The sequence below is a fragment of the Pseudomonas sp. LB3P14 genome (genome assembly GCF_054898045.1).
This window is the reverse complement of record NZ_CM142714.1, coordinates 7,227,154-7,239,476: the sequence shown is the minus strand read 5'-3', so window position 1 is coordinate 7,239,476 and position 12,323 is coordinate 7,227,154. Positions and strand designations below refer to the sequence as shown.

Sequence of the window (12,323 nt, the reverse complement as noted above, 5' to 3'; positions counted from 1 at the left end):
GGTCTGTCTGATGATTTCAAGCATAAATAGGAGGCCACATGGCTGACAAAAAAGCGCAGTTGATCATCGAGGGCGCAGCCCCCGTCGAGCTGCCCATTTTAACCGGCACCGTTGGTCCCGATGTTATCGATGTTCGGGGCCTGACGGCCACGGGCCGTTTCACCTTTGACCCTGGTTTCATGTCGACAGCTTCCTGCGAGTCGAAGATCACCTATATCGACGGCGACAACGGCATCTTGCTGCACCGCGGCTACCCGATCGAACAGCTGGCTGAAAAGTCGGACTACCTGGAAACCTGCTATCTGCTGCTCAACGGCGAACTGCCGACCGCAGAACAGAAGGCCCAGTTCGTCAGCACCGTGAAGAACCACACCATGGTTCACGAGCAGTTGAAGACTTTCTTCAACGGTTTCCGTCGCGACGCCCACCCGATGGCCGTCATGTGCGGTGTAGTCGGCGCCCTCTCGGCCTTCTACCACGACTCCTTGGACATCAACAACCCGCAGCATCGCGAAATCTCCGCGATCCGCCTGGTTGCCAAGATGCCAACCCTGGCAGCGATGGTTTACAAGTACTCCATGGGCCAACCCATGATGTACCCGCGCAACGACCTGACGTACGCGGAAAACTTCCTGCACATGATGTTCAACACCCCGTGCGAGATCAAACCGATCAGCCCGGTACTCGCCAACGCCATGGACAAGATCTTCATCCTCCATGCCGACCACGAGCAGAACGCATCGACCTCAACCGTACGCCTGGCCGGCTCTTCGGGTGCCAACCCGTTCGCCTGTATCGCCGCCGGCATCGCTGCACTGTGGGGCCCTGCCCACGGCGGCGCGAACGAAGCTGTTCTGACCATGCTCGATGAAATTGGCGATGTGTCGAACATCGACAAGTACATCGCCAAGGCCAAGGACAAGAGCGATCCGTTCAAACTGATGGGCTTCGGTCACCGGGTTTACAAAAACCGCGACCCACGCGCCACAGTAATGAAGCAGACCTGCGACGAAGTACTGAAAGAACTGGGCATCACCAACGATCCGCAACTCGAACTGGCCATGCGCCTGGAAGAGATCGCCCTGACCGACCCGTACTTCATCGAACGCTCGCTGTACCCGAACGTCGACTTCTACTCGGGGATCATCCTCAAGGCGATCGGCATCCCAACCAGCATGTTCACCGTGATCTTCGCTCTGGCGCGGACTGTCGGCTGGATCTCCCACTGGAAAGAAATGCTCTCCAGCCCGTACAAGATTGGCCGTCCGCGCCAGCTGTACACCGGCTACGAGTCGCGTGACATCACCAAGCTGGAAGACCGCAAATAAGAACTGCCTTGCGATAACGTCTTAAGCTGCACCGGGAACGGCCTCTATAAAATAGAGGCCGTTTTTGTTTGTGCGATGAACCTGATCGTTCCCACGCTCCGCGTGGGAATGCCGCCGGGGACGCTCCGCGCCCCGCTTCCGGTGCACGACTTAAGTCCTGCACATTGGTGACGCGGAGCGTCACGGGATGCATTCCCACGCGGAGCGTGGGAACGATCAGTGAGTGAGCGGTGGGGGCTGTTGATCTTGCTTTGGCTTTGGCTTTTGATCTTGATCTGCCCCGTCGGAAGGCAGAGTGGAGGTTCTGCGCAGTGGGCAACCCGGCATGGATGCCGGGTTAGCCGCCCCCGGCCATGGATGGCCGATGGCGGCGTGCCCGCGGAGCAGGACCGGAGCGAGGGCATGCCGAGCCTGGGCGAGGCACCGTACGTCAGGGGCGAAAGCGCTTGGTTACTTGGCGCTTTTCCAAGTAACCCGCCGTAAGGGCGGAACCAATAGCCGCCGTTATCGCAGGAATGGATATGTACACCCTCAAAAAACATATCGCCTGAAACATAGCCATCGCAGGCAAGCCAGCTCCCACAAGAAATCGGGGGACACCCGCAAAATCTTCGTCGCCCCTGAGGCCGCCTTCGCGAGCAGGCTCGCTCCCACAGAGTCAACGCAGCGTCCAAAAAAATGCCCCGATCTCTCGACCGGGGCATTTCTGTTTAACGCAGCTTACATAAGCAAACCTGAAGCCTTAGTGAGCAACCGCCCCACTCGCCCCCAAGCCAGTCTGCGAACGAACAAACTGAGGGAAAAACAGCGCCCGCTCATTATCAGCCGCCGTCGACTTGTCAGTAATCGAGAAGAACCAGATCCCGACAAACGCAATAGCCATCGAGAACAGCGCCGGGTACTCATACGGGAAGATAGCCTTCTCGTGATGCAGGATCTGCACCCAGATGGTTGGCCCAAGGACCATCAAACCAACGGCACTGATCAGACCCAGCCAGCCGCCGATCATCGCACCACGCGTGGTCAGCTTCTTCCAGTACATGGAAAGCAGCAGCACCGGGAAGTTACAGCTCGCCGCGATGGAGAACGCCAGGCCCACCATGAACGCAATATTCTGGCTTTCGAACAGAATGCCCAGGCCGATCGCCAGCACGCCCAGAGCGATGGTGGTGATTTTCGAGACGCGGATCTCGTCCTTGTCGTTGGCCTTGCCCTTCTTGATCACGCTGGCATAAAGATCGTGAGACACCGCCGTAGCACCGGCCAGCGTCAAACCAGCCACTACAGCCAGAATGGTTGCGAACGCGACTGCCGAGATGAAGCCCAGGAAGATACTGCCACCGACCGCATTAGCCAGATGAACCGCCGCCATGTTGTTGCCGCCCAACAGCGCGCCAGCCGCATCTTTAAAGGCAGGGTTGGTGCTGACAAGCAGGATCGCGCCGAAGCCGATAATGAACGTCAGGATGTAGAAGTAGCCAATGAAGCCGGTTGCATACAGCACGCTCTTGCGAGCTTCTTTTGCGTCACTCACGGTGAAGAAGCGCATCAGAATGTGCGGCAGGCCAGCGGTACCGAACATCAGTGCCAGGCCCAGGGAGAATGCCGAGACCGGATCTTTCACCAGGCCGCCCGGGCTCATGATCGCTTCACCTTTAGGGTGAACCTTGATCGCCTCGGAAAACAGCAAGCTGAAGTCGAAGTTGACGTGTTTCATGACCATCAGCGCCATGAACGATGCACCGGACAGCAACAGCACCGCCTTGATGATCTGCACCCAAGTGGTCGCCAGCATGCCGCCGAACAACACGTACAGGCACATCAGGATACCGACCAGGATCACGGCGACGTAGTAGTCGAGACCGAACAGCAGCTGAATCAGCTTGCCGGCACCGACCATCTGCGCGATCAGGTAGAACGCCACCACCACCAGCGAACCGCAAGCAGACAGCGTGCGGATCTGGGTTTGCCCGAGGCGGTAGGACGCCACGTCGGCAAAGGTGTATTTACCCAGGTTACGCAGGCGCTCGGCGATCAGGAACAGAATGATCGGCCAGCCCACCAGGAAGCCGATCGAGTAGATCAGGCCGTCGTAGCCGGAGGTGAACACCAGGGCGGAAATACCCAGGAAGGACGCCGCCGACATGTAGTCGCCGGCAATCGCCAGACCGTTCTGAAAGCCGGTGATCTTGCCACCCGCCGCATAGTAGTCAGCCGCCGAATTGTTGCGTTTGGAGGCCCAGTAGGTGATGCACAGGGTCAAACCAACGAACGCCACGAACATCAGGATCGCGGAAACGTTGAGCGGTTGTTTATGCACTTCACCCGTGAGGGCTTCAGCCGCCCAGGCACCAGGGGCAAAGGCTGCGATGCTCAATAGAGCCATTAGACGCCGGATCATTGCTGAGCCTCCTTGAGAATCGCATTGTTCAGGTCGTCGAATTCGCCATTGGCGCGTCGTACGTAGATTGCAGTCAGGATAAAGGCCGAGAGAATCAGCCCGACACCAATGGGTATCCCCCAGGTAATCGAAGACTCAGGGCTGATTTTCGCGCCCAGAATATGCGGCCCGTAAGCAATCAAAAGGATGAATCCGGAGTAAAGCCCAAGCATGATCGCTGAAAGAATCCAGGCGAATCGTTCCCTTTTACTAACCAGCTCCTTGAAGCGCGGGCTGTTTTGAATCGAGAGGTAAATGCTGTCGTTCATTGTTTTTATCCTCGCAGCACAGATGAAGTTGTAACGTCATCCACTCTATGCGGCTGCGGAACAGGTTCCAGACGACCTTAGTATTAGAACGACATGACCGTTCTGCCATTTTTCAGCAGAGATTAATTAGCCTGCTTTGCACCCATCTTCTCTCTGCAAAAATGCGGGAATGCAAAAAGGCCGCTTGGCAGTGATACCAAGCGGCCCTGGAAGGTGCTGACTAGACGCGTCAGCTCAAATCATTTGGTCCAGTCTGCAACGCGTTCCGGGTGTTTGGCCACCCAATCCTTCGCGGCGGCTTCAGGTTTGGCACCGTCCTGAATGGCCAACATGACTTCGCCGATTTCGTCTTTCGACGCCCACTGGAAGTTCTTCAGGAACTTGGCAACTTCCGGAGCCTTGGTGGCCAGTTCTTTGCTGCCGATGTTGTCCACGGTTTCAGCCGCGCCATAAACGCCTTTCGGGTCATCCAGGAAGCGCAGTTTCCACTTGGCGAACATCCAGTGCGGCACCCAACCGGTGACGGCGATGGATTCGTTTTTCTTCTCGGCACGGGTCAGCTCGGCGATCATGCCGGCGCCGGAACTGGCCTTGAGTTGATACCCGGTCAGATCGTAGTCCTTGATCGCCTGCTCGGACTTGAGCATCACGCCCGAACCGGCGTCGATGCCAACGATGCGTTTTTTGAAGCTCTCGTCGGTTTTAAGATCGTCAATGGATTTGGCCTTGACGTACTCCGGTACGATCAGGCCGATTTTCGCGTCTTTGAAGTTCGGACCGTAATCGACGACCTGATCCTTGTTCTTGGCCCAGTAGTCGCCGTGAGTCACAGGCAACCACGCAGACATCATGGCGTCGAGTTTGCCAGTGGCCACACCCTGCCACATGATCCCGGTGGCGACGGCTTGCAACTTCACGTCATAACCCAGCTTCTGCTTGATCACTTCGGCCGCCACATGAGTGGTGGCAACGCTGTCGGACCAACCGTCAACGTAGCCGATGCTCAGGGTTTTGCTCTCGGCATTGGCGAATGTGGAGCCAATCGCAAGCACCAGAGCGGCACTCGCGCCTAAAAGTCGTCGCATCTTCATCGTTACTTCCCCGAAAGTGCTGCGCTCGACGGATGCCGAGTCGCGTCAACGTATTGTTATGGTGCACAGCGCCCCCATCACGCCCACCGCAAACTCATCCGAACATCAGCGTGATTTATCTATGAGAGCACTGATGCGTCGATAATCAACCTCACGCCAATGGCGACCTTCTCTGCCAGCGACCTCAAGGCATCGAGAAACGACATCAGAACGCCATTAATCTAGACCACCGGAACTCCGCCGGCCAATCCGCCCGAACTTTGCATGTCAAAATTATGCAGGCCACCAAGCACGCGGCAAATGAAGGTAACATGCGCGGCTTTGCTCCCAGACGGCCTGACCATGCCCGCGACATCACGCTTTCCTTTTTTTGCTTATCTATTCGCCTGCCTGTTGGGGCTTTTTGCCCTCGGTGGCTTCTGGTACAGCCTCGGTAAACCGGTGATGCTGCCGGATGTGGCCAGCGCGACGCACAAGCTGCAATGCGCCTCCTACACCCCGTTCGACAAGGATCAATCGCCGTTCGATCAGCCGTTCAAGTTGCGCCCCGAGCGCATGGACGCCGACCTTGCGCTGCTGGCGACTCGCTTCGAATGCATCCGCACCTACTCGATGACAGGCCTTGAGGCCCTGCCCGACCTGGCGCGCAAGCACGGGCTGAAGCTGATGATTGGCGCCTGGGTCAACAGCAATCCGGTAGACACCGCCAAGGAAGTCGACCTGCTGATCGCCTCAGCCAACGCGAACGCGGACGTGGTGACCGCGGTGATCGTCGGTAACGAAACCCTGTTGCGCAAGGAGGTCACTGGCGCGCAGTTGGCCAAGCTTATTAATAAAGTCAAAAGCCAGGTCAAACAACCTGTCACTTACGCCGATGTCTGGGAGTTCTGGCTCAAGCACCCGGAAGTCGCCCCGGCAGTGGACTTCCTGACCATCCATTTGCTGCCGTACTGGGAAGACGATCCCTCGAATATCGACGCCGCGCTGCAACATGTAGCCGAGGTGCGTCAGGTGTTCGGTAACAAATTCGCACCCAAGGACGTGATGATTGGCGAAACCGGTTGGCCGAGCGAAGGCCGTCAGCGCGAAACCGCTCTGCCGAGCCGGGTCAATGAAGCCAAGTTCATTCGCTCTTTTGTCATCATGGCGGAGCAGCAAGGCTGGCATTACAACCTGATCGAAGCTTTTGACCAGCCGTGGAAACGCGCCAGCGAAGGCGCGGTCGGTGGTTACTGGGGGCTGTTCGACGCCGATCGTCAGGACAAGGGCGTGCTGGCAGGTCCGGTGTCGAACGTGCCGTACTGGTCGCAGTGGCTGCTGGTGGGCGGTTTGATCTTCCTCGGCACACTGATCCTCGGCGGGCGTGTTCGCAGCACTCGCGCAGCGTTGGTCCTGCCGCTGCTGGGTGCGCTGGCGGCTTGCTCGATTGGTGCCTGGGGTGATCTGGCGCGTGTCACCACGCGGTTTGCCAGTGAATGGTTGTGGGTGGCGCTGCTGACGGGTTTGAATCTGTTGGTGCTGGCCCATGCCGCGCTGACCCTGAGCGCACGCACCGGTTGGCGTGAACGTGCATTCAATGCGCTGGAACGTCGGGCTGGCTGGTGGGTGGCAGCGGCGGGGTTTGCCGCTGCGGTGATGATGCTGGAACTGGTGTTCGACCCGCGCTATCGCAGCTTTCCGAGTGTCGCTTTCGTGCTGCCGGCGCTGGTTTATCTGTGCCGCCCGGTAAGCGTGCCGCGTCGGGAAATCGCCCTGCTGACCTTCATCATTGGCGCAGGCATTGCGCCGCAGCTGTTCCGTGAAGGGTTGCAGAACCAGCAGGCCTGGGGTTGGGCGCTGGTGAGTGTGTTGATGGTTGCAGCGTTGTGGCGCAGTTTGCGGGTTTACAAGGGCTGATCTTCAGCGAGGCGACTGGCCTCTTCGCGGGCAAGCCTCGCTCCTACACTATTGTGTCGTTCATAAAGGATGTAACCGACACAAATCCGTAGGAGCGAGGCTTGCCCGCGAAGGCTGATTATCGGGCGCTGCGGGAAGCCCTGACCAGACGCAAAGCAGCAATCACCACCGCAAAAACAGCCAAAGTCGTGTTGTACAACGCCAACGCCGGAAACCCGATCAACAGCGCCAGCACCGCCAGCCACCACCCTGCCCGACCCGGCAACACAAAACCGGTGATCGCCGCGCCCAACGCCGCCCAACCCAACACCTTGAAGTGAATCATCAACCCCAGGCTCGAACGAATCTGACATTCCCAGCGACTCGCGTCGTCCACACAGACGCCAACCCATTGAGCATCCTCCATAAAGCCATAACGCGCGCCATAACTGGCGGCCAGCCATAACGGCAGGAGAACGAGCAGTAGAATCACAGGCAGACGGCGGGACATGAAGCACTCCAATAAACGAAAACGGCGGCCAGCTTAATCCCCCGCCAGCGCTAAGCAAACGCACGCAACAGATAATTGGTCACGAAATAGCTGCAAAGTGTATCGTCCAGCTACCATTACTCCGAAATTAGGCCTGATTGGTGCCGATCCATGGCACTTTGGCGCAAATCCCGTGGTCATAGCCTGCGAACTTCATTCGGCACCTTTCTCTAAGGGATCTAGTCATGCTCCGTTCCTTGCGCTTCGCCGCCCTGTTTGGCGGCCTTATTTTGAGTGCGTCCGCACTGGCGGTCGACATCGACGCCGCCAGCTATGGCTACCCCTTGACGAACCCGTTCGAGGCGACCATTGCCACGACACCGCCGGACTTGCGCCCGGAGTTGCCGCTGGACGACGACATCACTCAGGCCGACCGCAGCGTCAGGTTGCGCCCGGAGCGTGAATTCGACCTGCCGGACAACTTCTGGCCGGTGAAGAAACTCACCTATCGCATCGCCACCCAGGACAAAGCCGCACCGCTGATTTTCCTGATCTCCGGCACCGGCGCGCGCTACGACAGCAGCCTTAACGAATACCTGAAAAAGCTCTACTACAAGGCCGGCTACCACGTGGTGCAACTGTCGTCGCCCACCAGCTTCGACTTCATGAGCGCAGCCTCACGCTTCGCCACCCCGGGTATCACCGAGGACGATGCCGAAGACATGTACCGGGTAATGCAGGCCGTGCGGGCACAAAACCCGAAAGTCCCCGTCACCGATTACTACCTGACCGGCTACAGCCTGGGTGCCCTGGACGCGGCATTTGTCGCGCACCTGGACGAAACCCGCCGCAGCTTCAACTTCAAGAAAGTCTTGCTGCTCAACCCGCCGGTCAATCTCTACACCTCGATCACCAACCTCGACAAACTCGTCCAGACCGAGGTCAAGGGCATCAACAACAGCACAACGTTTTATGAACTGGTGCTGAACAAACTGACCCGCTACTTCCAGCAAAAAGGCTACATCGACCTCAACGATGCCCTGCTCTACGACTTCCAGCAGTCCAAGCAGCACCTGAGCAACGAACAGATGGCCATGCTGATCGGCACCTCATTTCGCTTCTCGGCGGCCGACATTGCCTTCACCTCGGACCTGATCAACCGCCGCGGCCTCATCACCCCGCCGAAGTACCCGATTACCGAAGGCACCAGCCTCACGCCGTACCTCAAGCGTGCGCTGCAGTGCGACTTCGACTGTTACATCACCGAACAGCTCATCCCGATGTGGCGCGCCCGCACCGACGGCGGCAGCCTGCTGCAACTGATCGACCAGGTCAGTTTGTATGCGCTGAAGGATTACCTGCACGACAGCCCGAAAATCGCCGTCATGCACAACGCCGACGACGTGATCCTCGGCCCTGGCGACCTCGGTTTCCTGCGCAAGACCTTTGGCGATCGTTTGACCGTTTATCCGCTGGGCGGCCATTGCGGCAACCTTAATTACCGCGTCAACAGCGACGCCATGCTGGAGTTCTTCCGTGGCTAAATACCTCCTGCTTATCGCAGCGTTACTCTGTGCAGGCGTCGCCAATGCCGACAACAGCAAAGCCAACGCACCGGTTGTCATCGACAGTGATGGCTTCAAGGAGCCGCTGAGCAAACTCAAATTCAACCCGGGGCTGGATCAGCGCGAATTCGAACGCTCGACGCTCAGCGCGCTGGCCGTTTATGACCCGCTGGAAGAGTGGAACCGCCGCGTCTACCACTTCAACTACCGCTTCGACCAATGGGTATTCCTGCCAGTGGTTGACGGCTATCGCTACATCACGCCGAGTTTCCTGCGTACCGGCGTCAGCAACTTCTTCAACAACCTCGGTGACGTACCGAACCTGATGAACAGCTTGCTGCAGTTCAAAGGGAAGCGCTCGATGGAAACCACCGCGCGACTGCTGCTCAACACCACTATCGGTATCGCCGGCCTGTGGGACCCGGCCACCGCCATGGGCCTGCCACGCCAGAGCGAAGACTTCGGCCAGACGCTGGGCTTCTACGGTGTACCGGGCGGCGCCTACTTCGTGCTGCCGATCCTTGGCCCTTCGAACATCCGCGACACCGGTGGCCTGGCAGTGGACTTCACCGCCGAGAACGCGATCAACTTCCTGAACGTCGCTCAAGTCAGCGAAAACCACCCGGAAATCTGGGTCCTGCGCAGCGTCGACAAGCGCTACCAGACCAGCTTTCGCTACGGCCAACTGAACTCGCCGTTCGAGTACGAGAAGGTGCGTTACGTGTACACCGAGTCGCGCAAGTTGCAGATCGCCGAGTAATTCCATCGGCAACAAAAAAAGGCCATTCGATGCAGATCGAATGGCCTGATCGTTCCCACGCTCTGCGTGGGAACGATCAGCCTCTGAAGGCTTTCCAGATTTTGCTCGCCGCCATGACGCCGGCCAACACCACTGCACCGGCCACAATCCCCGCCACCGCATTCAGCAACGTCGGCACGATAAAACCGGCACCGCCCGCCCCCGCGCTGACGCTTTCAATCCAATGATGAACCACCGGCACGCCGTGGGTAAGAATTCCGCCACCCACCAGAAACATCGCCGCCGTGCCGATCACCGACAGGCTTTTCATCATGTACGGTGCAGCCCGCAGAATGGCGCCGCCGATGCTTTTGGCCATCTGCCCAGGCTTCTGGGTCAGCCACAAGCCGAGGTCGTCGAGTTTGACAATGCCCGCCACCAAGCCGTAGACGCCGATGGTCATGACGATGGCAATGCCTGAAAGCACGATGACTTGCTGGGTCAGCGAGGCATCCGCCACGGTGCCTAGGGTGATTGCGATAATTTCTGCAGAGAGAATGAAGTCGGTGCGGATGGCGCCTTTGATCTTGTCCTGCTCGAAGGCCACCAGATCGACTGCCGGATCGGCCACGGCCTCGACCAGCTCTGCATGCTCGGCCTGGTCTTCCGCCTTGCTGTGCAAGAATTTATGGGCGAGTTTTTCGAAACCCTCGAAACACAGGTAAGCGCCGCCGATCATCAACAACGGTGTGACCAGCCAGGGAATGAACGCGCTGATGGCCAGGGCCGAGGGCACCAGGATCAGTTTGTTGCGAAACGACCCCTTGGCCACCGCCCACACCACCGGGATTTCCCGCTCGGCGCGTACGCCGCTGACTTGCTGGGCATTGAGCGCCAGATCGTCGCCGAGCACGCCAGCGGTCTTCTTGGCGGCCATTTTGGTCATCAACGCCACATCGTCGAGTACAGCGGCGATGTCGTCGATCAGCACCAGCAAACTGCTTCCTGCCATGAATCAGGTTTCCTTCTTGAATGAATGCCGCGCAGCATAGCGCGGCCGGCTGCCGCACGGGGCATTCTTGAGCGCCGCGCGAGGCCGGTGCTACCATGCGCAACCGCCAGAACAGGCAAGGAACCCCCTGGTTTATGAGCACTATCCGCGAGCGCAACAAAGAACTGATCCTGCGTGCCGCCAGTGAAGAATTTGCCGACAAGGGCTTCGCTGCGACCAAAACCAGTGACATCGCAGCCAAGGCGGGATTGCCCAAGCCCAACGTCTATTACTATTTCAAATCCAAGGAAAACCTCTACCGCGAGGTCCTGGAAAGCATCATCGAGCCGATCCTGCAGGCCTCGACACCGTTCAACGCAGACGGCGTGCCCAGTGAAGTGCTGAGCGGCTACATCCGCTCGAAAATCCGCATCTCCCGCGACCTGCCCTTCGCCTCCAAGGTGTTCGCCAGCGAAATCATGCACGGCGCCCCGCACCTGAGCGCCGATCTGGTGGAACGGCTCAACGGCCAGGCCAAGCACAACATCGATTGCATCCAGACCTGGATCGACCGCGGCGAGATCGCCCCCATAAACCCCAACCACCTGATGTTCAGCATTTGGGCCGCCACGCAGACCTACGCCGACTTTGACTGGCAGATCACCGCGATTACCGGCAAGGCCAAGCTGGATGAAGAGGACTATGAAGCGGCGGCGCAGACCATTATCCGGTTGGTGCTGAAGGGGTGTGAGCCGGACTGATACACCGCAGCGCGCCTTTCGCGAGCAAGCCCGCTCCCACACGATCTGTGGTGCCTATAAATTCTATGAACACCTTCGATCCTTGTGGGAGCGGGCTTGCCCGCGATTGGGGGCGACTCAATTTCAAGTCTTAAAGCCAGATAGCATCCCACAGCGGATAGTCGCCAAGCCGCTCTACAAGCCCCGCCCGCAATGGGTTGGCTACAACGTACCGCGCCATCTTCACCAAGTCTTCTTCTCGCCTTAATGCTCGGTCGTGATAGCCCTGCTGCCAGAGTGGCCCAGTTCTATTACTGGAAAGGTTCACCTCTCGAGTACTCAATGACTTGGTTTGGCGCATCAGATTGCTGAGCGAACATTTCTCCAATTCGACCAGCCAGTGGAAGTGATCAGGCATAACTACCCAAGCCAGTGAATTCACTATTCCCAGGTTATGGGCTCGGCGAAACTGATGAACAACCAATCTGCCCAAAGCGAAATCGGCAAAAACCGGCTTGCGATCAAGCGTATTGGTGGTCAGCAAATAGATTCGATGGGGTTCGGCATAGCGACCCGTTCGCAGACGATGTGAAGCGGGTAAGTCCGGCATTCCTTTGCCTCTTTCATGATGAACTCATGAAAAGACTAGACCTGTGAATGCCAACGAGTGCGGCAAACTTTTAGCTGGATGTGTCTGGTAGATAGTCATCGCGGGCAAGCCCGCTCCCACAAGGATCGCTGAAGTTCACAGATTTTGTGTGCACTTGCAAATCCTGTGGGAGCGGCGGTGCGGCG

General features: G+C 58.2%; 11 protein-coding genes. 5 read left to right on the top strand and 6 right to left on the bottom strand.

The features are described 5' to 3' along the window. The first annotated feature begins 38 nt into the window (after window positions 1-38). The gene (gltA, locus tag ACYZT5_RS33280) at window positions 39-1,328 is read left to right on the top strand and encodes a citrate synthase (protein WP_462049060.1); all 1,290 of its coding nucleotides are present in this window, start codon (window positions 39-41) and stop codon (window positions 1,326-1,328) included. Window positions 1,329-2,070: 742 nt separating this feature from the next. On the opposite strand, the gene ACYZT5_RS33275 is transcribed toward gltA, so the two are convergent. The 3 genes from ACYZT5_RS33275 to ACYZT5_RS33265 all read right to left on the bottom strand — a co-directional run bounded on the left by ACYZT5_RS33275 (window position 2,071) and on the right by ACYZT5_RS33265 (window position 5,128). Further along, complete coding sequence (locus ACYZT5_RS33275; protein WP_462049059.1) at window positions 2,071-3,729, bottom strand: cation acetate symporter; 1,659 nt, start codon at window positions 3,727-3,729, stop codon at window positions 2,071-2,073. Next, a complete protein-coding gene (locus ACYZT5_RS33270) occupies window positions 3,726-4,037 on the bottom strand; it encodes a DUF485 domain-containing protein (RefSeq protein ID WP_017337238.1) in 312 nt (103 codons plus the stop codon). The genes ACYZT5_RS33275 and ACYZT5_RS33270 overlap by 4 nt, the downstream gene beginning before the upstream one ends. 239 nt (window positions 4,038-4,276) lie before the next feature. Next, window positions 4,277-5,128: a glycine betaine ABC transporter substrate-binding protein gene (locus ACYZT5_RS33265; RefSeq protein WP_462049058.1), complete on the bottom strand. Its 852-nt coding sequence runs from the start codon at window positions 5,126-5,128 to the stop codon at window positions 4,277-4,279. 300 nt (window positions 5,129-5,428) lie between these two features. On the opposite strand from ACYZT5_RS33265, the gene ACYZT5_RS33260 reads away from it, so the two are divergent. Next, the gene (locus ACYZT5_RS33260; protein ID WP_462049057.1) at window positions 5,429-7,024 is read left to right on the top strand and encodes a glycoside hydrolase family 17 protein; all 1,596 of its coding nucleotides are present in this window, start codon (window positions 5,429-5,431) and stop codon (window positions 7,022-7,024) included. Window positions 7,025-7,142: 118 nt separating this feature from the next. Here ACYZT5_RS33260 and ACYZT5_RS33255 read toward each other — a convergent pair whose 3' ends face one another. Continuing rightward, complete coding sequence (locus ACYZT5_RS33255; RefSeq protein ID WP_462049056.1) at window positions 7,143-7,514, bottom strand: hypothetical protein; 372 nt, start codon at window positions 7,512-7,514, stop codon at window positions 7,143-7,145. 224 nt (window positions 7,515-7,738) lie between these two features. Between ACYZT5_RS33255 and ACYZT5_RS33250 the strand changes: the two genes are divergently transcribed. Both ACYZT5_RS33250 and ACYZT5_RS33245 read left to right on the top strand, forming a co-directional pair. Beyond that, window positions 7,739-9,037, top strand: coding sequence for a serine/threonine protein kinase (locus ACYZT5_RS33250; RefSeq protein ID WP_462049055.1), 1,299 nt, complete (start codon window positions 7,739-7,741; stop codon window positions 9,035-9,037). Then, on the top strand, window positions 9,030-9,818 hold the full coding sequence (locus ACYZT5_RS33245; RefSeq protein ID WP_462049054.1) for an MlaA family lipoprotein: 789 nt from the start codon (window positions 9,030-9,032) through the stop codon (window positions 9,816-9,818). The genes ACYZT5_RS33250 and ACYZT5_RS33245 overlap by 8 nt, the downstream gene beginning before the upstream one ends. 76 nt (window positions 9,819-9,894) lie before the next feature. On the opposite strand, the gene ACYZT5_RS33240 is transcribed toward ACYZT5_RS33245, so the two are convergent. Beyond that, window positions 9,895-10,809, bottom strand: coding sequence for a DUF808 domain-containing protein (locus ACYZT5_RS33240; RefSeq protein ID WP_462049053.1), 915 nt, complete (start codon window positions 10,807-10,809; stop codon window positions 9,895-9,897). 134 nt (window positions 10,810-10,943) lie between these two features. On the opposite strand from ACYZT5_RS33240, the gene ACYZT5_RS33235 reads away from it, so the two are divergent. Then, a complete protein-coding gene (locus ACYZT5_RS33235) occupies window positions 10,944-11,549 on the top strand; it encodes a TetR/AcrR family transcriptional regulator (RefSeq protein WP_462049052.1) in 606 nt (201 codons plus the stop codon). Between the two features lie 130 nt (window positions 11,550-11,679). Here the strand turns inward: ACYZT5_RS33235 and ACYZT5_RS33230 are convergent, their stop codons facing one another. Then, a complete protein-coding gene (locus ACYZT5_RS33230) occupies window positions 11,680-12,138 on the bottom strand; it encodes an REP-associated tyrosine transposase (protein WP_462049051.1) in 459 nt (152 codons plus the stop codon). Window positions 12,139-12,323: the final 185 nt, after the last annotated feature.

What these genes read in the sequence shown, in the direction of transcription:
- ACYZT5_RS33270 (WP_017337238.1), bottom strand. Translation starts at nt 4,037, where the DNA reads ATGAACGACAGCATTTACCTCTCGATTCAAAACAGCCCGCGCTTCAAG.
- ACYZT5_RS33235 (WP_462049052.1), top strand. Translation starts at nt 10,944, where the DNA reads ATGAGCACTATCCGCGAGCGCAACAAAGAACTGATCCTGCGTGCCGCC.
- gltA (WP_462049060.1), top strand. Translation starts at nt 39, where the DNA reads ATGGCTGACAAAAAAGCGCAGTTGATCATCGAGGGCGCAGCCCCCGTC.
- ACYZT5_RS33255 (WP_462049056.1), bottom strand. Translation starts at nt 7,514, where the DNA reads ATGTCCCGCCGTCTGCCTGTGATTCTACTGCTCGTTCTCCTGCCGTTA.
- ACYZT5_RS33260 (WP_462049057.1), top strand. Translation starts at nt 5,429, where the DNA reads ATGAAGGTAACATGCGCGGCTTTGCTCCCAGACGGCCTGACCATGCCC.
- ACYZT5_RS33265 (WP_462049058.1), bottom strand. Translation starts at nt 5,128, where the DNA reads ATGAAGATGCGACGACTTTTAGGCGCGAGTGCCGCTCTGGTGCTTGCG.
- ACYZT5_RS33275 (WP_462049059.1), bottom strand. Translation starts at nt 3,729, where the DNA reads ATGATCCGGCGTCTAATGGCTCTATTGAGCATCGCAGCCTTTGCCCCT.
- ACYZT5_RS33230 (WP_462049051.1), bottom strand. Translation starts at nt 12,138, where the DNA reads ATGCCGGACTTACCCGCTTCACATCGTCTGCGAACGGGTCGCTATGCC.
- ACYZT5_RS33250 (WP_462049055.1), top strand. Translation starts at nt 7,739, where the DNA reads ATGCTCCGTTCCTTGCGCTTCGCCGCCCTGTTTGGCGGCCTTATTTTG.
- ACYZT5_RS33240 (WP_462049053.1), bottom strand. Translation starts at nt 10,809, where the DNA reads ATGGCAGGAAGCAGTTTGCTGGTGCTGATCGACGACATCGCCGCTGTA.